General features: G+C 39.1%; 22 protein-coding genes. 15 read left to right on the top strand and 7 right to left on the bottom strand.

Annotated features, from left to right (window positions below; genetic code table 11):
• The first annotated feature begins 130 nt into the window (after nucleotides 1-130).
• Both cysZ and cysK read left to right on the top strand, forming a co-directional pair.
• On the top strand, nucleotides 131-949 hold the full coding sequence (gene cysZ, locus AC6H0J_RS00765; RefSeq protein WP_118817177.1) for a sulfate transporter CysZ: 819 nt from the start codon (nucleotides 131-133) through the stop codon (nucleotides 947-949).
• A gap of 99 nt (nucleotides 950-1,048) precedes the next feature.
• The gene (gene cysK / locus AC6H0J_RS00760; protein WP_118817176.1) at nucleotides 1,049-1,999 is read left to right on the top strand and encodes a cysteine synthase A; all 951 of its coding nucleotides are present in this window, start codon (nucleotides 1,049-1,051) and stop codon (nucleotides 1,997-1,999) included.
• A gap of 100 nt (nucleotides 2,000-2,099) precedes the next feature.
• Here cysK and sodA read toward each other — a convergent pair whose 3' ends face one another.
• The gene (sodA, locus tag AC6H0J_RS00755) at nucleotides 2,100-2,747 is read right to left on the bottom strand and encodes a superoxide dismutase [Mn] (RefSeq protein WP_118817175.1); all 648 of its coding nucleotides are present in this window, start codon (nucleotides 2,745-2,747) and stop codon (nucleotides 2,100-2,102) included.
• 264 nt (nucleotides 2,748-3,011) lie between these two features.
• On the opposite strand from sodA, the gene ccmA reads away from it, so the two are divergent.
• From ccmA to AC6H0J_RS00700, 11 genes are all read left to right on the top strand, one after another.
• Nucleotides 3,012-3,650 (top strand): cytochrome c biogenesis heme-transporting ATPase CcmA, encoded by a 639-nt coding sequence (gene ccmA / locus AC6H0J_RS00750; protein WP_005637212.1) that lies wholly within the window; start codon nucleotides 3,012-3,014, stop codon nucleotides 3,648-3,650.
• Nucleotides 3,651-3,654: 4 nt separating this feature from the next.
• Nucleotides 3,655-4,320 carry a heme exporter protein CcmB gene (gene ccmB, locus AC6H0J_RS00745; RefSeq protein ID WP_118800717.1) on the top strand — a complete coding sequence of 222 codons (666 nt, stop codon included), beginning with the start codon at nucleotides 3,655-3,657 and terminating at the stop codon, nucleotides 4,318-4,320.
• A gap of 58 nt (nucleotides 4,321-4,378) precedes the next feature.
• Nucleotides 4,379-5,119 (top strand): heme ABC transporter permease, encoded by a 741-nt coding sequence (locus AC6H0J_RS00740; RefSeq protein ID WP_118817174.1) that lies wholly within the window; start codon nucleotides 4,379-4,381, stop codon nucleotides 5,117-5,119.
• Nucleotides 5,120-5,161: 42 nt separating this feature from the next.
• Nucleotides 5,162-5,365, top strand: coding sequence for a heme exporter protein CcmD (gene ccmD, locus AC6H0J_RS00735; RefSeq protein ID WP_046952747.1), 204 nt, complete (start codon nucleotides 5,162-5,164; stop codon nucleotides 5,363-5,365).
• Nucleotides 5,362-5,883 (top strand): cytochrome c maturation protein CcmE, encoded by a 522-nt coding sequence (gene ccmE, locus AC6H0J_RS00730; protein ID WP_118817173.1) that lies wholly within the window; start codon nucleotides 5,362-5,364, stop codon nucleotides 5,881-5,883. Before ccmD ends, ccmE begins: the two co-directional genes overlap by 4 nt.
• Entirely contained in the window at nucleotides 5,880-7,826 is a 1,947-nt protein-coding gene (locus AC6H0J_RS00725) for a heme lyase CcmF/NrfE family subunit (RefSeq protein ID WP_118817172.1), read from the top strand. The genes ccmE and AC6H0J_RS00725 overlap by 4 nt, the downstream gene beginning before the upstream one ends.
• Nucleotides 7,827-7,938: 112 nt before the next feature.
• Nucleotides 7,939-8,484, top strand: a complete 546-nt coding sequence (locus tag AC6H0J_RS00720) for a DsbE family thiol:disulfide interchange protein (protein ID WP_118817171.1) — start codon at nucleotides 7,939-7,941, stop codon at nucleotides 8,482-8,484.
• Nucleotides 8,484-8,945 (top strand): cytochrome c-type biogenesis protein, encoded by a 462-nt coding sequence (locus AC6H0J_RS00715; protein ID WP_118817170.1) that lies wholly within the window; start codon nucleotides 8,484-8,486, stop codon nucleotides 8,943-8,945. Before AC6H0J_RS00720 ends, AC6H0J_RS00715 begins: the two co-directional genes overlap by 1 nt.
• Complete coding sequence (ccmI, locus tag AC6H0J_RS00710) at nucleotides 8,946-9,863, top strand: c-type cytochrome biogenesis protein CcmI (RefSeq protein ID WP_118817169.1); 918 nt, start codon at nucleotides 8,946-8,948, stop codon at nucleotides 9,861-9,863.
• A gap of 114 nt (nucleotides 9,864-9,977) precedes the next feature.
• Nucleotides 9,978-10,508, top strand: a complete 531-nt coding sequence (locus tag AC6H0J_RS00705) for a DUF8095 domain-containing protein (RefSeq protein WP_118817168.1) — start codon at nucleotides 9,978-9,980, stop codon at nucleotides 10,506-10,508.
• A gap of 10 nt (nucleotides 10,509-10,518) precedes the next feature.
• Nucleotides 10,519-10,812 (top strand): hypothetical protein, encoded by a 294-nt coding sequence (locus AC6H0J_RS00700; RefSeq protein ID WP_118817167.1) that lies wholly within the window; start codon nucleotides 10,519-10,521, stop codon nucleotides 10,810-10,812.
• A gap of 71 nt (nucleotides 10,813-10,883) precedes the next feature.
• Here the strand turns inward: AC6H0J_RS00700 and AC6H0J_RS00695 are convergent, their stop codons facing one another.
• From AC6H0J_RS00695 to AC6H0J_RS00675, 5 genes are all read right to left on the bottom strand, one after another.
• The gene (locus AC6H0J_RS00695) at nucleotides 10,884-12,251 is read right to left on the bottom strand and encodes an L-serine ammonia-lyase (RefSeq protein ID WP_497512708.1); all 1,368 of its coding nucleotides are present in this window, start codon (nucleotides 12,249-12,251) and stop codon (nucleotides 10,884-10,886) included.
• A 35-nt stretch (nucleotides 12,252-12,286) separates the two neighbouring features.
• On the bottom strand, nucleotides 12,287-13,525 hold the full coding sequence (locus AC6H0J_RS00690) for an HAAAP family serine/threonine permease (RefSeq protein ID WP_118817165.1): 1,239 nt from the start codon (nucleotides 13,523-13,525) through the stop codon (nucleotides 12,287-12,289).
• 221 nt (nucleotides 13,526-13,746) lie between these two features.
• Nucleotides 13,747-15,918 carry a heavy metal translocating P-type ATPase gene (locus tag AC6H0J_RS00685; protein WP_497512707.1) on the bottom strand — a complete coding sequence of 724 codons (2,172 nt, stop codon included), beginning with the start codon at nucleotides 15,916-15,918 and terminating at the stop codon, nucleotides 13,747-13,749.
• Nucleotides 15,893-16,099: a heavy-metal-associated domain-containing protein gene (locus AC6H0J_RS00680; protein WP_118817163.1), complete on the bottom strand. Its 207-nt coding sequence runs from the start codon at nucleotides 16,097-16,099 to the stop codon at nucleotides 15,893-15,895. The genes AC6H0J_RS00685 and AC6H0J_RS00680 overlap by 26 nt, the downstream gene beginning before the upstream one ends.
• A gap of 84 nt (nucleotides 16,100-16,183) precedes the next feature.
• Nucleotides 16,184-16,390 (bottom strand): heavy-metal-associated domain-containing protein, encoded by a 207-nt coding sequence (locus AC6H0J_RS00675; RefSeq protein ID WP_065250239.1) that lies wholly within the window; start codon nucleotides 16,388-16,390, stop codon nucleotides 16,184-16,186.
• A gap of 76 nt (nucleotides 16,391-16,466) precedes the next feature.
• Between AC6H0J_RS00675 and cueR the strand changes: the two genes are divergently transcribed.
• The gene (cueR, locus tag AC6H0J_RS00670) at nucleotides 16,467-16,853 is read left to right on the top strand and encodes a Cu(I)-responsive transcriptional regulator (protein ID WP_005629546.1); all 387 of its coding nucleotides are present in this window, start codon (nucleotides 16,467-16,469) and stop codon (nucleotides 16,851-16,853) included.
• Between the two features lie 13 nt (nucleotides 16,854-16,866).
• On the opposite strand, the gene metJ is transcribed toward cueR, so the two are convergent.
• Entirely contained in the window at nucleotides 16,867-17,184 is a 318-nt protein-coding gene (metJ, locus tag AC6H0J_RS00665) for a met regulon transcriptional regulator MetJ (protein ID WP_118817162.1), read from the bottom strand.
• A gap of 247 nt (nucleotides 17,185-17,431) precedes the next feature.
• On the opposite strand from metJ, the gene rho reads away from it, so the two are divergent.
• Nucleotides 17,432-18,694: a transcription termination factor Rho gene (gene rho, locus AC6H0J_RS00660; RefSeq protein ID WP_005629550.1), complete on the top strand. Its 1,263-nt coding sequence runs from the start codon at nucleotides 17,432-17,434 to the stop codon at nucleotides 18,692-18,694.
• The last annotated feature ends 9 nt before the right edge of the window (nucleotides 18,695-18,703 follow it).

Raw genomic sequence — 18,703 nt, 5'->3', positions numbered from 1 at the left:
TCCAGCGAGAATGCTATTAATGGCGCTAATCCTACCATATTTCAGTAGGTGAAAAAATACTTCAATGCGTGGAATTTTAATGGAAAAGAGCGGTCTGTTTTAGGCGTATTTTTATTGAAAGGAAAGAAAAATGTTGAATCCTAATGAATTAAAATCTGGTTTCCATTATTTTGTAATGGGCTGGCATTACATCACACAAAAAGGTTTACGTCGGTTTGTTATTATTCCAATTTTGCTCAATACCGTTTTGCTCTGTGGTTTATTTTGGCTTTTTATTAGCCAAATCACCAGTGCGATTGATTGGGTGATGAATTTTATTCCAGACTGGCTGAGTTTTCTCAGTGTAATTTTGTTAACCCTGTCAATTTTAACGATTTTATTGCTCTTTTATTTTACCTTCACTACACTTTCTGGCTTTATTGCCGCCCCATTTAATGGCTTGCTAGCGGAAAAAGTAGAAAAAATGCTGACAGGTGAAAATATTAATGATGATAGTCTCGAGGATGTAATGAGGGATGTGCCTCGTATGCTTGGTCGAGAGTGGCAAAAATTACGTTACAGCCTGCCTAAAATTATCGCCTTGTTTTTACTAAGTTTTATTCCTTTGGTTGGGCAAACCATCGTGCCTGTACTTACTTTCTTGTTCACTTGTTGGATGATGGCAATTCAATACTGTGATTATCCTTTTGATAATCACAAGGTCTCTTTTGATATCATGAAAAATGCGCTTGGCAATCAACGTACTCAAAGTTTAACGTTTGGTGGATTAGTAACTTGTTGCACGTTTGTGCCTGTGATTAATTTATTAATTATGCCTGTTGCAGTATGTGGTGCGACGGTGATGTGGGTGGAAAATTATCGTAATGGCTTACGTTTTAATATGAATAACCATTCTTCATCTCAAACGGGGCTTGATGTTCGTTCAGAAAATACAGGGGTTGTTAAATAGCTTGCGGTTATAAAATAGATCAAATAACTATTTTTTTAATCAAAAGTGCGGTGCTATAAATAAGCCAACATTAACGAAGTCCAACGAAAGGGAAATATTATGACAATTTATGCAGACAATTCTTATTCTATCGGAAATACGCCACTTGTGCGTTTAAAACACTTTGGCCATAACGGCAATGTGATTGTGAAAATTGAAGGTCGTAACCCAAGCTATAGCGTAAAATGCCGCATTGGAGCGAATATGGTGTGGCAAGCAGAAAAAGATGGCACGCTCACGAAAGGAAAAGAAATTGTAGATGCAACGAGCGGTAACACTGGTATTGCTTTGGCCTATGTTGCGGCAGCTAGAGGTTATAAAATCACACTCACCATGCCAGAAACAATGAGCCTAGAAAGAAAACGTTTATTGCGCGGATTGGGTGTTAATTTAGTGCTTACCGAAGGCGCAAAAGGAATGAAAGGCGCGATTGCGAAAGCGGAAGAAATTGTTGCTTCTGATCCAAGCCGCTATGTCATGCTTAAACAATTTGAAAATCCAGCCAATCCACAAATTCATCGAGAAACAACAGGCCCTGAAATTTGGAAAGATACGGATGGCAAAGTCGATGTTATTGTTGCTGGTGTAGGAACAGGCGGCACGATTACGGGTATTTCTCGCGCGATTAAATTAGATTTTGGTAAACAAATCACTTCTGTTGCGGTTGAGCCAGTGGAATCTCCCGTCATTACTCAAACTTTAGCGGGCGAAGAAGCAAAACCAGGCCCACACAAAATTCAAGGCATTGGCGCAGGTTTTATTCCTAAAAATTTAGATTTATCTATTATTGATCGCGTAGAAACTGTTGATAGCGATACCGCACTTGCCACAGCCCGTCGCCTAATGGCGGAAGAAGGCATTCTTGCAGGTATTTCATCTGGTGCAGCTGTCGCAGCCGCAGATCGTTTAGCTAAATTACCAGAATTTGCTGATAAACTCATTGTCGTTATTTTGCCTTCAGCTTCAGAGCGCTATTTAAGCACAGCATTGTTTGAAGGGATTGAGGGATAAACAAAAAAGAACAAAGTGCGGTGAATTTTCACTGCATTTTTGTATTTGGCATATCTGAAAACAAAAAAGCCTAGCGTTTGCTAGGCTTCTTCAATATTGATTATTTTGCACAGTTGCAGTGTGCTGTTTTTTGTTCAAAACGTTCTGCAACGAAATCCCAGTTTACTACGTTCCAGAATTCTTTAATGTAGTCTGGACGACGGTTTTGGAATTTTAAGTAGTAAGCGTGTTCCCAAACGTCTAAACCTAAAAGTGGGAAACCTTCACAACCTGCCACTTCTTTACCCATTAATGGGGTATCTTGGTTTGCTGTTGATACCACGGCTAATTTACCTTCAGCAGTTAATACTAACCACGCCCAACCTGAACCGAAACGAGTTGCTGATGCTTTTTCAAATTCTGCTTTAAATGCATCTACAGAACCGAAATCACGTTCGATAGCATCTTTTAATGCGCCTTGTAAGGTAGTACCTTTTTTCAAACCTTTCCAGAATAAGCTGTGGTTTGCATGACCGCCTGCGTTATTGCGTAATACGCCGCGTTTTTCTGCAGGGATTTTGTCAAGGTTAGAAACTAATTGACCTGGGCACATTTCCACTAACTCAGCAGGTAAACCTTCTAATGCTGCGTTTGCATTGTTTACATAAGCTTGGTGGTGTTTGCTGTGGTGGATTTCCATTGTTTGCGCATCGAAATGTGGTTCTAATGCATCGTAGGCGTAGCCTAATTCAGGTAGAGTGTAAGCCATAATTTATTCCTTCTATGTAATAAAGACAAATTTCGTTGAGGGTTTTGGTCTATAACCAAAAGTGAGCAAATAATAGCAAAAATTTTGATTTAGATCATTAAATGTTTTTCCTTTTACATTAATAGACGAATTTATTAAACCTTGTTTTAAATCAATAAACCTATCGATCTACACCTAAAGAGTTATCTGTTTCGGGGGCTAAAATCTCGTCAAATATTTCTCTTGTGATAGAATACCGCCACTTTTTATTTTCCCTTTGCAATTATGTTTGAACCACACAAGTTATCTCTGCAAAATTTATCCTGCCAACGTGGTGAGCGCGTACTTTTTCGTGCTTTGACTTGCGATTTTAATAGCGGTGATTTTGTGCAAATTGAAGGGCATAACGGCATAGGTAAAACCAGTTTATTACGTATTCTTGCGGGTTTAGCCCAACCTTTAGAAGGCGAAGTGCGGTGGGATTCTGAAGCAATTTCTAAACAACGTGAACAGTATCATCAGAATTTGCTTTATTTAGGTCATCTTTCGGGCGTAAAACCAGAGTTAACTGCATGGGAAAATTTGCAGTTTTATCAACGAATTAGTCAAGCTGAACAAAATACTGACATTTTGTGGGATTTGCTTGAGAAAGTGGGATTGTTAGGCCGTGAAGATTTGCCTGCCGCACAACTTTCTGCTGGGCAACAAAAGCGTATCGCGTTAGGTCGTTTATGGCTGTCTCAAGCACCCTTATGGATTTTAGATGAGCCCTTTACTGCGATTGATAAAAAAGGCGTGGAAATTCTAACCGCACTTTTTGATGAGCATGCTCAAGGAGGTGGTATCGTATTGTTAACCAGCCACCAAGAAGTGCCAAGTTCTCATCTGCAAAAATTGAATTTAGCGGCTTATAAAGCGGAATAACTTAATGATTTTTTTAGAAATAATTAAACGAGAACTTCAAATTGCGATGCGCAAAAATGCGGAAATTTTAAATCCGCTATGGTTCTTTTTGCTTGTGATTACTTTGTTTCCGCTTGTTATTGGACCGGATCCTAAATTACTTTCTCGTATCGCACCGGGTATTGCATGGGTAGCCGCATTACTTTCAGCATTGCTTTCTTTTGAACGTTTGTTTCGTGATGATTTTATTGATGGTTCTCTTGAACAATTAATGTTAACCGCACAGCCTTTGCCGATGACGGCTCTGGCTAAAGTCGTTGCACATTGGTTGCTCACCGGTTTACCGCTTATTTTGCTATCACCGATTGCTGCTTTATTGCTTTCTCTTGAGGTCAATATTTGGTGGGCATTGGTTTTGACATTGTTACTGGGCACTCCTGTATTGAGTTGTATCGGTGCAATTGGCGTGGCTTTAACGGTGGGATTGCGAAAAGGTGGTGTGTTGTTGAGTTTGCTTGTTGTTCCGTTGTTTATTCCAGTTTTAATTTTTGCATCATCAATATTAGAGGCAGCTGGATTAAATGTACCTTATGGGGGACAATTGGCGATTTTAGGTGCCATGATGGTTGGCGCATTAACGCTTTCGCCTTTTGCCATCGCTGCGGCACTACGAATTAGTTTGGATAATTAATTTCATTCTACCGTATAAAAGTGCGGTGGTTTTTCTCTTTAATTTTTAAGGATTTTTTATGTGGAAGTGGCTACATCCTTATGCAAAACCAGAAACTCAATATCGTATTTGCGGTAAATTGAGTCCGTTATTTGCATTTTTAACGCTTATTTTACTCGGTGTTGGCATTGTATGGGGGTTAGTGTTCGCACCGGCAGATTACCAACAAGGTAATAGTTTCCGAATTATGTATGTGCATGTGCCGACAGCGATTTGGTCAATGGGTGTGTACGGTTCAATGGCGATTGCTGCTGTGGTTGCCCTTGTATGGCAAATTAAGCAAGCCCACCTCGCAATGATTGCAATGGCGCCAATTGGTGCATTGTTTACTTTCTTATCGCTTGTTACAGGCGCAATTTGGGGTAAACCAATGTGGGGCACTTGGTGGGTGTGGGATGCTCGCTTAACTGCAGAATTGATTTTATTCTTTCTTTATCTTGGGATTTTAGCGCTTTATTCTGCTTTTTCAGATCGTAACGTAGGAGCAAAAGCGGCGGGGATTTTATGCATTACAACGGTCGTGATTTTACCGATAATTCATTTTTCTGTGGAATGGTGGAACACGCTACATCAAGGTGCGAGTATCACGAAACTGGAAAAACCATCCATTGCAATTCCAATGTTGGTTCCATTAATTTTGTGTATCTTCGGTTTTTTAACCTTGTATATTTGGCTTACTTTAGTGCGTTATCGCGTGGAATTATTGAAAGAAGATGCGAAACGTCCTTGGGTTAAAGCATTGGCTCAAACACTGAAATAAAGTGCGGTTAGTTTTTTAGCGATTTTTTATAAGGAATATTTTATGTTTTTCCAGACTTGGAGTGATTTTTTTAATATGGGTGGCTACGGTTTTTACGTATGGTTATCCTATGCAGTAAGTTTAGTGGCAGTTATTGCCTTAATTGTTCAAAGTGTAAAACAACGCAAGACAGTGTTACAAAATGTATTGCGTGAACAACAACGCGAAGAACGTTTACAACAAGTAAATAAAGGGAACACACTATGAATCCAAGACGTAAATCCAGATTTAAATTAGTCATTTTTGTTGTGCTTGGCATTGCTATTGCAAGTGGATTGATGCTGTATGCGTTACGTCAAAATATCGACTTGTTTTATACGCCATCTGAAGTGATTCAAGGCAAGGATAATAACCCGAATCAAAAACCTGAAGTGGGGCAGCGTATTCGTGTTGGCGGTATGGTGGTTGAAGGCACGGTAGTGCGTGATCCAAAAAGCTTAAAAGTACGGTTCGATTTAAATGATATTGGCCCTGCGATCACTGTTGAATATGAAGGTATTTTGCCAGATCTTTTCCGTGAAGGACAAGGTATTGTGGCTCAAGGGGTATTAACTCAGCCAACTGTTTTAACCGCGACAGAAGTATTGGCTAAACACGATGAAAATTATGTGCCACCAGAATTAGGTGAAAAAATGCAAAAAGTGCATAAACCAATGGGGATTGGTGAGGCAGATTTAAAAGGCGAAAGCACGCGTGATCGTCAAGAAAAAGAAGGCGCAAAATGATTGCTGAATTAGGAAATTATGCGCTGGCTTTAAGTTTAGCCGTATCGCTTATGTTGGCGATTTTCCCTTTATGGGGGGCAGAAAAGGGCAATGCACAATTAATGGCATTAGCTCGCCCAATGACTTATGGTTTATTTGCAAGTTTAAGCATCGCTTTTGCTGCATTATTTTATTTATTTGCAGTAAATGATTTTAGTGTGCAGTATGTGGTGAATAACTCTAATACGGCTTTACCTATTTATTATCGTTTATCTGCAGTCTGGGGTTCTCACGAAGGTTCTTTATTGCTGTGGATTTGGTTACTCGCTGTTTGGTCATCTGCCGTTGCTTTATTGAGTAAACATTTACCTCAAGAAGCGGTTGCTCGCGTGCTTGGTATTATGGGGATTATTAGCGTAGGTTTTGTGTTGTTCGTCTTGTTTACCTCAAATCCTTTTACGCGTACTTTCCCTGATTTCCCAGTGGATGGAAAAGAACTTAATCCAATGTTGCAAGATGTAGGGTTGATTTTCCATCCGCCATTACTTTATATGGGCTATGTTGGTTTTTCGGTGGCATTTGCGTTTGCGATTGCATCCTTGATGACTGGAAAATTAGATTCAGCTTGGGCGCGTTGGTCGCGTCCTTGGACGCTTGCTGCTTGGGTGTTTTTAACTTTAGGTATCGTACTCGGTTCTTGGTGGGCTTATTATGAGCTTGGCTGGGGGGGCTGGTGGTTCTGGGATCCAGTAGAAAACTCATCGTTTATGCCGTGGCTTGCTGGTACTGCATTAATTCACTCTCTTTCTGTGACAGAAAAACGTGGTTCTTTCAAAGCTTGGACGGTATTACTTGCGATTTTAGCCTTTTCACTTTGTCTGCTCGGCACGTTCTTAGTTCGTTCTGGCATCTTAGTTTCAGTTCACGCATTTGCATCGGATCCAACTCGTGGTTTGTATATTTTGGCTTACCTCGTTGTGGTGATTGGTGGTTCGCTTGCGCTCTATGCGTATAAAGGCAGTCAAATTCGCTCTCGTGATAATGCAGAACGCTATTCACGCGAAAGTATGTTGTTATTAAATAATATCTTCTTAATGACCGCACTTTGCGTTGTATTCTTAGGAACGTTGTTACCACTCGTTCACAAACAACTTGGTTTAGGTTCTATTTCTATTGGTGCGCCATTCTTTGATCAAATGTTCTTAATTATTATGACACCATTTGCATTATTGCTTGGTATTGGACCTTTGGTGAAATGGCGTAGAGACCAATTTTCTGCAATTCGCACGCCTGTTGTTATCAGCGTATTTGTTATGGTGATTGCAGGTTTTGCGTTACCTTATTTCTTGCAAGATAAAATTACCGTGAGTTCGGTACTTGGTTCAATGATGACCGTGATTATCGCGTTACTTGCGCTTTATGAATTGCAACAACGTGCGACACATCGTGAATCATTCTTTGTGGGCGTACGAAAACTATCTCGTTCTCATTGGGGAATGATGTTAGCTCACTTAGGCGTAGCAATGACTGTTTGGGGTATCGCATTTAGCCAAAACTTCAGCGTAGAACGTGATGTTCGAATGAAAGTTGGCGAAAGCGCACAAATTGGTCGTTACGATTTTAAATTCGCCGGAGTGACGGATGCGAATGGTCCAAATTATGTTGGTGGAAAAGCGCAAATTGATATTTCGAAAGATGGGCAACCAGAGGTAAGTTTATTCGCGGAAAAACGTTTTTACACAGTAAGTCGTATGTCTATGACGGAAGCCGCTATTGCTGGTGGTTTAACTCGTGACCTTTATGTGGCTCTCGGTGAAAAACTTGAGGATAATTCTTGGGCGTTACGCTTATATTACAAGCCGTTTATTCGCTGGATTTGGATTGGTGGCTTGTTTATGGCGTTAGGTGGATTATTGTGTATGTTCGATCGACGCTATCGATTTAACGCTTTATTGAAAAAATAATATGACGGCGCACCTTGATTAAGGTGTGCCTTAACTTTTAATTAGCTTGTGTGAATAATACGGGCTTTCAGGAAAGCCAACGTTGGTTTTTATATTTAAAGTGCGGTAAAAAATGAAAAAAAAATTACTCGTTCCTCTTATTCTCTTTTTATCGATAACAATTGCATTTTTAGTGCAATTAAAACGTAATGCGCAAGGTGAAGATATTAAAGCATTAGAGTCTGCTTTGGTTGGAAAGCCTGTGCCGGCAAAAAATTTAACGGAGCTTTTTGAAAATAAAGCTTACACGACTGAATTGTTTCAACAAGGTAAGCCAGTTTTGCTTAATGTGTGGGCTACTTGGTGTCCGACTTGTTATGCCGAACATCAATATTTAAACAAACTTGCCAAAGATGGTGTGAGAATTATCGGTTTAGATTATAAAGATGAATCAGCTAAAGCAATGAAGTGGTTAAAAGATCTTGGCAATCCTTATAAAGTTGTTTTAAAAGATGAAAAAGGTTCTTTCGGTTTGGATTTAGGGGTATATGGTGCGCCAGAAACTTTCATTGTAGATGGAAAAGGCGTGATTCATTATCGCTATGCCGGTGATGTAAACGAGAAAGTTTGGATTCAGACTTTAAAACCAATTTATGACAAACTTTCGGAGCAACAATAATGAAAAAAACATGGCTATTTTTGACCGCACTTTTGTTTAGCTCAGAGGCCTTTTCAGCCATTGATGCGCTCAATTTTACTTCTCCACAGCAAGAGAGTGATTACCACCAATTAACACAATCTTTGCGTTGCCCTCAATGTCAAAATAACAATATTGCGGATTCCAATGCGACTATCGCCGTGGATATGCGTGGCAAAGTATTTGAGCTTTTACAAGAAGGCAAATCGAAAAATGACGTAGTGGATTATATGGTGGCACGCTACGGCAATTTTGTAACCTATGATCCCCCCATGACAGCGAGTACATTAGTGCTATGGATCGCGCCATTATTGCTTGTGTTGTTAGGCGTGGTATTTTTATTAAGACGTAAACCAAAAGCTCAAAGTGCGGTGAAATCCCAAGATGTTTTAACTGATGAAGATAATGCGCGTTTGGCAGAATTATTAAACAAGGATAAATAGATGAATTTTGCATTAATTTTTATATTAACCACTTTAGTTGTGGCGTTAATTTGTTTTTATCCTTTATTGCGTCAATTCAAAGCGAAACATGAGCAAAAACGTGATGATTTAAATAAGGCGTTATATTTCTCGCGCTTGGAAGAAATTGAGCAAGATAATTCCCAAGGTTTAGTTGAAAATGTTGAGCAACTCAAACAAGAGTTACAGAAAACCTTGCTTGATGATGTGCCGAGCAAGGTTCAAGAGAATGTGGATTCTTCAGGCAAATCTTATGGAAAAGTGTGGTTTGTGTCTGGTGTGTTGGCGCTAGGAATTATCGCGGGCTCTTCTTATTTTATGGTGGGCTCTTGGCAAGCTGAATCGATGTTAGCGCAAACTTATGCGAAATTGCCCTATTTCTTTGATCGAATGAAAGATGAAGATAAAAATCCATTTTCTGATGCAGAAATGCAGCAATTTTCTACCGCACTTCGAATTGATTTACAGAAAAATCCAACAGATGCAAAAAAATGGTGGATGCTCGGTCAAATTGGGATGAATTTAGGTGATGCACGTTTGGCATTTGATAGCTATCAAAAGGCTAACAAACTTGAACCAGATAATGTGCAATATAAATTAGGCTATGCTCGTGTATTGATGTTCTCTGAAGACGCGACTGATAAACTTAAAGGTGGTGATTTATTGCGTGAAGTGATTCGTCAAGATCACACTAATGTTGAGGCGTTAAGTCTGCTCGCATTCCGTTATTTTGAAACGGAAGATTATAAAATGGCGGCAGTGACTTGGGCGATGATGCTACGCTTAATGCCGAAAGATGATGAGCGTGTTCCACTAATTGAAAAAAGTATTCGCGCTGCGCGTGATGCTTTAGAAGCTCAAAACGAAGAAAAATCAAAAAGTATTACGCCTGAAAAATAGCCTAGTAGTTTATCCCCCTTTTAGGTATAGTAAGGCAATGTTATTAACTGACAAGTTGTAGTTAGTATTTTATGTGGGAAATATCACTTTAAAAAATGTTAAGGCAAATTTGGAATGAATTATAAAAATTATATTTCTTTTTCTTTATTCTGTTGCATGCTGGTTAGCTTGTTTATACCACGCTTGTCAATTGCTGAAGGTAAATCTAATTCAGTGACTTATGTTGATGAAACAGATAAAAAATCCTTTAGTTCAGATGTCTCTGATAATGATGTTCGACATCTTGCTCAAAGTATTGAATTGAAGGTTTATAAAATTAATGAAATGAGCTCATCAGAGAGTATTTATGAATCTCCAGCAGGAATTTGCCGAGGCTTTAAAATTAAAAGAGGTGTGGATTACACAAATTCAACTCACAATTATCTTTCCCCAAGTAATAGAAGTGAATATTACGGTGGAGTAACTGGAGCGACAATTTATAGTAGAAAGGATCCTTTGAATGTAAGTTATGTTCCTGTTTACTCAATTACAGACAAAAACTTGTCTAAACGCATTCAGTTACAAGAAAATAAGACATTAAAAGAAAAAGCAGTTAATCATGTTTCCGAAGGAAGAGCAGTATTAACTGACGTAATTTGTAAATAGGATGGACTAAATGAGAAAAATAGTTTTTGTTAGTTGTGCAATTTTAGGTTTAGCGGCATGTTCATCTCAGCCAGAACAAACTGGTGGTGTTTATGATATGAAGGCTGTGCAAGAGTATAATGCTCGTGTAACAAGTGGTAATACGGTTACTCAGGCACAGAAAGATAGAGTTGCAAGTCAAGTTGATACTAACTTAAAATTGAATGCGAGTGATAATAAGGTTAGAGCTCGAGTGAGAAGTTCGCTACCTGTTATTCCTGTAGTGCCAAGTGTCGGGTATCATTATAATTACCATCGTTTTTGATAGAAAAACTAAAGCCTTGATTATCAAGGCTTTAGCTTTATATACGATAAATTGAATTGAGATTTTTGTATTTAAGTACAAACAATCTTAACTGCTAGTCCACCTTGAGATGTTTCGCGATATTTGGCATTCATATCTTTACCTGTTTCATACATTGTTTCAATCACTTTATCCAAGGTTACTCTTGGATTAGTGGTGCGGCGTAAAGCCATACGTGATGCATTGATTGCTTTAACTGAAGCAATCGCATTGCGTTCGATACAAGGTACTTGAACTTGACCGCCGACAGGGTCGCAAGTTAATCCTAAGTTATGCTCCATTGCAATCTCAGCTGCGATACATACTTGCAGTGGATTACCACCCAAAATTTCAGCTAGTCCCGCAGCAGCCATTGAACAGGCTACACCCACTTCACCTTGGCAACCCACTTCTGCGCCAGAAATCGAAGCATTCATTTTATAAAGTGAACCAATCATCCCTGCTGCTAATAAATAGCGTTCAATGATTTCAGGTGTTAATGGTGAGATGAACTTCTCATAGTAAGCTAATACAGCTGGAATAATCCCACATGCACCATTAGTTGGAGCTGTGACTACGCGTCCACCTGCTGCATTTTCTTCATTGACTGCAAGCGCAAACATATTGACCCAGTCGATCACACGCATTGGATCGTTGGATAAATTAGTATTTGCTTGCAACATACGATAAAGAGAAGCTGCACGACGTGGCACTCGTAATGGCCCAGGTAAAATCCCTTCAGTATGAATACCATGTTCGATACAAGCTTGCATCGTCTTCCAGACGTTCTCTAGATGAGCGCTGACTGCTTCTTTACCATGCAAGGCGATTTCATTTTCCAACATCACAGTGGAAAGCATTAAGCCGTTATCACTGCAATGTTTTAAAATATCTTCTGCATTTTTGTAAGGATAAGGCACTTGGACTATGTTTTTTTCTTCTTGACCAAAATGGGCTTCATCGACAATAAAACCACCACCGATCGAATAATAGGTTTGGCGATAAAGCTCTGTGCGATTTTCATCAAGAGCGGTAATTGTCATGCCATTTTCGTGCAATTTTAAAAAAGTGCGGTGGAAAATGAGATTATTTTCAAAATCAAATTTTACTGTCTTTTGACCAACATTAATTGGTAAAAGCGCAGTTTGTTTCACTTTCTCGATGAAACCTGAAATCATATCGATATCCACATTATGTGGTAAATAACCCGCTAACCCCATAATGATAGCGATATCCGTACTGTGGCCTCTCCCTGTCATCGAAAGGGAACCATACACATCCACATGAATTTCAGCTGTTTGTTCAAACTGATTTCGTGCAATTAAGTCATCTATAAATTGTTTGCCAGCCTTCATCGGACCGACAGTATGGGAACTGGATGGCCCAATTCCCACTTTAAACATATCAAATACGCTAATCATAAATTTCTCAAAATTCGCTAAACTTTAAAGGGCGCTTATAATAATCCATAAACAACCGCAGAGATAGCGATTAATCCCATAATCGTTACAAAAACATTGCTGAAACGTCCGCTGTAGCGTTTCATCGCTGGGATTTTGCGAATCGCGTACATTGGCATGATAAACAAAATCATCGCAATGATTGGGCCGCCAAGAGATTCGATTAAGCCTAAGATACTTGGATTAATAATCGCAACGCCCCATAACGTTAATAGGAAGAAAAGTGCAGTCGCGTAATTGAGTTTTTTACGATTTACAGATTCGCCTTTCATTTTCAAATATAAGCCTTCTAAGCCTTCACGTGCGCCCATATAGTGACCAAAGAATGAGCTAGTAATCGCTAAGAATGCAACAAGCGGGCCAAAATAAGAGATATATGGATTATCAAATTTATTCGCTAAGAAAGACAAAATACTGATATTTTGTGCTTTTGCTGCCACTAATTCTTCAGGTGTTAGTGTTAATACACAGCTAAATACGAAGAACATTACGAAGAATAACAAAATCGTTGAGGTGCCTTTTTCTGTATGGCCGATATGGCGTTCTGCACCATCGAAAGTTTTGTATTCACGGAATTGTGAGCAAGTGAAAGATGAAATTGCTGGTGAATGGTTAAATGAGAATACCAATACAGGAATAGTAAGCCACAATGTTGTGACGAAACCGCCTGCTGTTGGGAATTCATGTAACATCGCACCATTCCATTCCGGAATTAAGTAAATAGAAAGTGCGAATAAAATTAATACTAATGGGTAAACAAGCCATTCTGTGATTTTTAACATCACTTTTTCATTAAATAGCATGACGGAAATCAATACTGTAATTAATACAAAAGAGAGAATTGCTCGGTTTGGTGACGCCATGCCAAGTTGATTCACAATGAAAGAATCGACAGTGTTAGTAATACCATTCCCGTAAATTAAAAGAATAGGGAAAATAGCAAAGAAATAAAGTAGGGTGATAAGTTTACCGGCTGTTTTACCAAAGTGTTCTTCAACTACTTCAGTAATATCTCTGCCAGGATTTTTTGATGAAAGTACAAAATAGGCTAAACCACGGTGAGCAAAATAGGTCATTGGTCCGACGATAATTGCCATTAAAACTAACGGCCAAAATCCGCCCATCCCTGCGTTAATCGGTAGGAATAAGACGCCAGCGCCAACCGCCGTACCGAAAAGGTTTAACATCCATGTTGCATCAAATTTGTTCCATTTGAGTTTTTCTGTTGGTTTCATAGTTTGCTCCAAAGCATAAATTACTTAAATTTGTCAATTTGCAGAGCAAAATATGCCCTAACAAAATTTGAGTATTATGTTATGCCGATAAATAGAGAATCTCAAAGAGCAAATTCTAAAATTGTGATCAAGTTAAAATTTTTTTATAAAAAGTGCGGTAATTTTCAGCGACAAAAAATCGGTGCGAGCACGACACCGATTGCCTATAAAAATAAATGAAATTAGATCCGCACTTTTTTCAATCTTAAGGCGTTCATCAATACGGAAATTGAACTCATCGCCATCGCGGCGCCTGCAATCACTGGATTTAGAAAACCTAAAGCGGAAAGGGGTATGCCGAGAATATTGTAAATCAAAGCAAAGAATAGATTTTGTTTGATATTTTTCAAGGTTGCCCTTGCAATAAAAAGCGCATCTACAAGTTGATTCACCGAATGTTGCATAAGTGTTGCAGAAGCCGTTTGTTCAGCAATATCTGAACCTGATTTCATCGCAAAACTGACGTTTGCAGCGGCTAAAGCAGGCGCATCATTTATTCCATCACCTACCATTGCTACAACATGACCTAGAGCTTTCAGCTTTTGAATTTGTTCTGCCTTATCTCTAGGGCTGAGTCCACCAAAGGCTTTGTTAATGCCGAGTTGTTTTGCTATGTAATCCACGACAGATTGTTGATCGCCACTCATAATTACTACATCAATATTTTGCTGTTGTAAGCGTTGAATAGCGTGCAAACTATCGTTTTTTAAGGTATCCGTTAGTGCAAATGCGCCAATAGGTTCATCATTTATAGATACCGCGACAATGCTCGCAATTTGCCAGATATCCTCTAAATTTTTAGGCAAGATTAAACCGCAATAATCTGGTTTACCGACTTTTATTGTTCCCACTTGTTCTAATTCGGCTTGAATGCCTTGACCGACTTCCATCTTTGAAAAAAGTGCGGTTGGAATGTCTAACATTTTTTGTTCTGCTGCTTGCGCAATAGCTTTTGCAATTGGGTGGTTAGCTTGTCGTTCAACTGCAGCTGCAAAACGATACAAATCGTCTTCAGAATACACCGCACTTTGTGGTTGCCATAGTGCCGAAATCTCAAGCTCGCCTTTTGTTAGTGTGCCAGTTTTATCAAGTACAACGGTATCCACGTGGGCGGTTTCCTCCATTGCTGCTGCATCTTTAAACCATACGCCAGCATTGACCGCTTTACCCAAACCAACCATGATGGCTGCTGGTGTAGCTAATCCCAAGGCACAAGGGCAAGCAATCACAAGTACGGCTACTGCGTGAATAAGTGAAGACACACTATCATTAGTTAGAATATAAGTGAACGCAAAAGTAACAAGTGAAATCACTAATACAGCAGGCACAAATACTGATGCAACTTTGTCAGCAAATCGTGCAATGGGTGCTTTTGAGCCCTGCGCATCTGATAATGCATTCATCATATCGCCAAGTAAGGTTTGGCTACCAAGTTGATTTGCCCGATAGATAATAGAACCTTCTGTTACCATTGCCCCCGCTAATACTTTTCCACCTGACTGTTTTTCTTCTGGGCGAGACTCACCCGTTAAATGACTTTCATCACACCATCCATTTCCACTTTCAATTATGCCGTCTGCCGCAATACGCTCGCCTTGATTTGCACGAATGATTTCGCCGATATTTACTTGGTCAAGAGTAATTTCAGTCCATTTGTCATTACGTAGAGCAGTGACTTTTTTCGGTGTCAGTTGCAAAAGCATGCTTAAGCTATTTAGGCTATGCTTTTTAGTGCGATCTTCAAGAAATTTTCCAAGACTGACAAAACCAATCACCATAACAGAAGCTTCAAAGTACACATGTCCCATTGCATGATTGGCGTGGTAAAACAACATGAAAGCAGAATAAAGATAAATGGTGAGCGTTCCTGTACTGACAAGGACATCCATATTGGCAAGTCCACCACGAATACTACCGATTGCTCCGCGATAAAATGGAATGGCTAACCAAAGTTGCACAATGCTCGCTAATGCAAATTGCCAAATCGGGGGCAACATCAAGTGATGAGATCCACTCATCATACCAAGCATACCAATCAGAAATGGAATATTGATTATCCAAAGAACGATTAATCGCCAAGGGATTAATGTATTTTTTTCTTCTATTGGCAATTCATTGGCTTGTTTGATATGAGCAGAGAAACCTGTTTTATGGATAATCTCTATAATTTGAGTTTCGTTTACTTGCGTAGAGTCAAATACAACTTGAGCTTCTTCAGCGGCAAAATTCACCCCAGCTTGTTGCACAAATGGTTTTTTATTTAAAACTTTTTCAATACGATTAGCACAAGATTGGCAGGTCATCCCACCAATCTGAATCGAAATTTTTTTACTCTGTGGCGTCAAATCCAGCATCTTCAATTACCTCAATCAACTTGGCAACATTGACTCGATTTTCATCAAAAGTAATATTTGCTTTCCCTTCTAGTTGGACATCAGCAGATTGTACGCCATCTAATTCAGTTAAAACTTGAGTAACGCTTTTTACGCAACAGCCGCAATGTATGCCTTCTATGTTTAATGTGATAGTTTTCATTTTTACTCCTTGTTAGTGGTTCTATTGATGAATACGATTGGTACAAGATTGGCAGGTCATCCCACCAATCTGAATCGAAATTTTTTACTCTGTGGCGTCAAATCCGGCATCTTCAATTACCTCAATCAACTGTGCAACATTGACTCGATTTTCATCAAAAGTAACATTTGCTTTCCCTTCTAGTTGCACATCAGCAGACTGTACGCCATCTAATTCAGTTAAAACTCGAGTAACGCTTTTTACGCAACCGCCGCAATGCATGCCTTCTATGTTTAATGTGATAGTTTTCATTTTTTCTCCTTGTGAGTTGTTTTATTGATGGCTACACTATAAACCTTTACGTAAGGTTAAGGTCAAGGAATTTTTTATGAATATTAGTGAAGCCGCAAAATTAGTAGGTTTATCTACGAAACAAATCCGTGATTATGAAAAAATGGGTTTAATTAAACCCGCTGTGCGTAGTTTGTCAGGCTATCGAAATTATGGAGAAAGTGATTTAGAAAGGTTGCATTTTATTCGTCACTCACGCGATGTGGGATTTTCACTACATCAAATCGCACAATTATTAGAACTACAAGATAATCCTAAGCGTAGCAGCCGCGAAGTAAAAGCGTTAACGGCTCAACATATTGCAACGTTGAATCAACAAATAGAACAGTTACAAAAAATGGTACAAGAATTGCAGCGTTGGCATGATAATTGTCAGGGCAATGATTGCCCTGAATGTTCAATTTTGAATGGATTAAAAGGATAAATGAAAAGTGCGGTTAATATTCCCAACTTTCTGGATCGACGCCTAATTCACGCATAAGCACTTTGGCATCTTCGGGAATTTCATCATTACGCTCTTTCATTAAATCTTCATCGGTAGGCAAAGGTTGACCAGTGAATGCATGCAAAAATGCTTCGCAAAGTAATTCACTGTTGGTTGCATGACGTAAACTTTTTAATTGGCGGCGAGTGCGTTCATTTGTCAAAATTTCCAATACTTTGATTGGAATAGACACTGTGATTTTTTTTACTTGCTCGCTTTTTTTGCCATGTTCTGCATAAGGGCTGATATATTTTCCGTCCCAATCCGCCATAATTTACCTTAGTGCTTATCGATAACCTTACAAATTGTCCGTATTCTAATGAAAAATCAAATAAATAACAATCTAGACGGCTAAACTTCTATGTTAAAAAGAGAAAGAAAAGTGCGGTAATTTTTTAGATTAAATATAAAGAAACGCTAGACAGTACAGGGTTTTAGTGGTAATTTACGCGCCATTCAAAGAGCATTGGCTCACCATTCGAATCATCAATTCTTATTAATTCCAATATTTATTCATTATGCATTTAACTGAACTTAAAAATACGCCTGTTTCTGATCTTGTGAAACTTGGCGAAGAACAAATGGGCTTAGAGAATTTAGCTCGTTTGCGTAAACAAGATATTGTCTTCGCAATTTTAAAACAGCACGCCAAAAGCGGTGAAGATATTTTCGGCGGTGGCGTATTAGAAATCTTACCGGATGGTTTTGGTTTCCTTCGTTCTGCTGACAGTTCCTACCTTGCAGGCCCTGATGATATCTATGTTTCCCCAAGTCAAATTCGTCGTTTTAACCTTCAAACTGGTGATAAAATCGAAGGTAAAATCCGTCCACCAAAAGAAGGCGAACGCTATTTTGCACTTTTAAAAGTTGATCAAGTTAATGATGACAAACCTGAAGTTTCTCGTAGCAAAATCTTATTTGAAAACTTAACGCCATTACATGCTAACTCTCGTTTAAGAATGGAGCGAGGCAATGGCTCAACAGAAGATTTAACCGCCCGTATTTTGGATTTAGCATCACCAATTGGTAAAGGTCAACGTGGTTTGATTGTTGCTCCGCCAAAAGCAGGTAAAACCATGTTGCTGCAAAATATTGCGCAAAGTATCACGCATAATTATCCTGATGTAGAGCTTATCGTATTATTGATTGATGAACGCCCTGAAGAAGTGACAGAAATGCAACGTTCAGTAAAAGGCGAAGTCATTGCGTCTACTTTTGATGAGCCTGCAACTCGTCACGTTCAAGTGGCAGAAATGGTAATCGAAAAAGCGAAACGTTCAGTCGAGCATAAAAAAGATGTGGTAATTTTGCTTGACTCTATTACACGTTTAGCACGCGCTTACAATACGGTAACCCCAGCTTCAGGTAAAATTTTATCTGGTGGTGTGGATGCTAACGCATTGCATCGTCCAAAACGTTTTTTTGGTGCTGCACGTAACGTGGAAGAAGGCGGTAGTTTAACGATTATTGCCACAGCACTAGTTGATACCGGTTCGAAAATGGATGAAGTTATTTTCGAAGAATTTAAAGGTACAGGTAATATGGAATTACACCTTTCTCGTAAAATCGCAGAAAGACGCGTATTCCCAGCTATTGACTTTAAACGCTCTGGTACTCGTAAAGAAGACTTACTCACAACATCTGATGAATTACAAAAAATGTGGATTCTTCGTAAGATTCTTAATCCAATGGATGAAGTGGATGCAATGGAATTCTTGATTGATAAGCTCATGATGGCGAAAACCAACGAAGAGTTTTTTGAAGTGATGAAACGTTCGTAAAAGTAACCG

This window comes from Haemophilus sp. THUN1691, from assembly GCF_059704425.1.
The sequence above is the reverse complement of the archived record's forward strand: the minus strand, read 5'-3'. Positions and strand labels throughout refer to the sequence as shown.

Coding starts and splice junctions, on each gene's coding strand:
- cysZ (WP_118817177.1), top strand. CDS start 131: ATGTTGAATCCTAATGAATTAAAATCTGGTTTCCATTATTTTGTAATG.
- cysK (WP_118817176.1), top strand. CDS start 1,049: ATGACAATTTATGCAGACAATTCTTATTCTATCGGAAATACGCCACTT.
- sodA (WP_118817175.1), bottom strand. CDS start 2,747: ATGGCTTACACTCTACCTGAATTAGGCTACGCCTACGATGCATTAGAA.
- ccmA (WP_005637212.1), top strand. CDS start 3,012: ATGTTTGAACCACACAAGTTATCTCTGCAAAATTTATCCTGCCAACGT.
- ccmB (WP_118800717.1), top strand. CDS start 3,655: ATGATTTTTTTAGAAATAATTAAACGAGAACTTCAAATTGCGATGCGC.
- AC6H0J_RS00740 (WP_118817174.1), top strand. CDS start 4,379: ATGTGGAAGTGGCTACATCCTTATGCAAAACCAGAAACTCAATATCGT.
- ccmD (WP_046952747.1), top strand. CDS start 5,162: ATGTTTTTCCAGACTTGGAGTGATTTTTTTAATATGGGTGGCTACGGT.
- ccmE (WP_118817173.1), top strand. CDS start 5,362: ATGAATCCAAGACGTAAATCCAGATTTAAATTAGTCATTTTTGTTGTG.
- AC6H0J_RS00725 (WP_118817172.1), top strand. CDS start 5,880: ATGATTGCTGAATTAGGAAATTATGCGCTGGCTTTAAGTTTAGCCGTA.
- AC6H0J_RS00720 (WP_118817171.1), top strand. CDS start 7,939: ATGAAAAAAAAATTACTCGTTCCTCTTATTCTCTTTTTATCGATAACA.
- AC6H0J_RS00715 (WP_118817170.1), top strand. CDS start 8,484: ATGAAAAAAACATGGCTATTTTTGACCGCACTTTTGTTTAGCTCAGAG.
- ccmI (WP_118817169.1), top strand. CDS start 8,946: ATGAATTTTGCATTAATTTTTATATTAACCACTTTAGTTGTGGCGTTA.
- AC6H0J_RS00705 (WP_118817168.1), top strand. CDS start 9,978: ATGAATTATAAAAATTATATTTCTTTTTCTTTATTCTGTTGCATGCTG.
- AC6H0J_RS00700 (WP_118817167.1), top strand. CDS start 10,519: ATGAGAAAAATAGTTTTTGTTAGTTGTGCAATTTTAGGTTTAGCGGCA.
- AC6H0J_RS00695 (WP_497512708.1), bottom strand. CDS start 12,251: ATGATTAGCGTATTTGATATGTTTAAAGTGGGAATTGGGCCATCCAGT.
- AC6H0J_RS00690 (WP_118817165.1), bottom strand. CDS start 13,525: ATGAAACCAACAGAAAAACTCAAATGGAACAAATTTGATGCAACATGG.
- AC6H0J_RS00685 (WP_497512707.1), bottom strand. CDS start 15,918: ATGCTGGATTTGACGCCACAGAGTAAAAAAATTTCGATTCAGATTGGT.
- AC6H0J_RS00680 (WP_118817163.1), bottom strand. CDS start 16,099: ATGAAAACTATCACATTAAACATAGAAGGCATACATTGCGGCTGTTGC.
- AC6H0J_RS00675 (WP_065250239.1), bottom strand. CDS start 16,390: ATGAAAACTATCACATTAAACATAGAAGGCATGCATTGCGGCGGTTGC.
- cueR (WP_005629546.1), top strand. CDS start 16,467: ATGAATATTAGTGAAGCCGCAAAATTAGTAGGTTTATCTACGAAACAA.
- metJ (WP_118817162.1), bottom strand. CDS start 17,184: ATGGCGGATTGGGACGGAAAATATATCAGCCCTTATGCAGAACATGGC.
- rho (WP_005629550.1), top strand. CDS start 17,432: ATGCATTTAACTGAACTTAAAAATACGCCTGTTTCTGATCTTGTGAAA.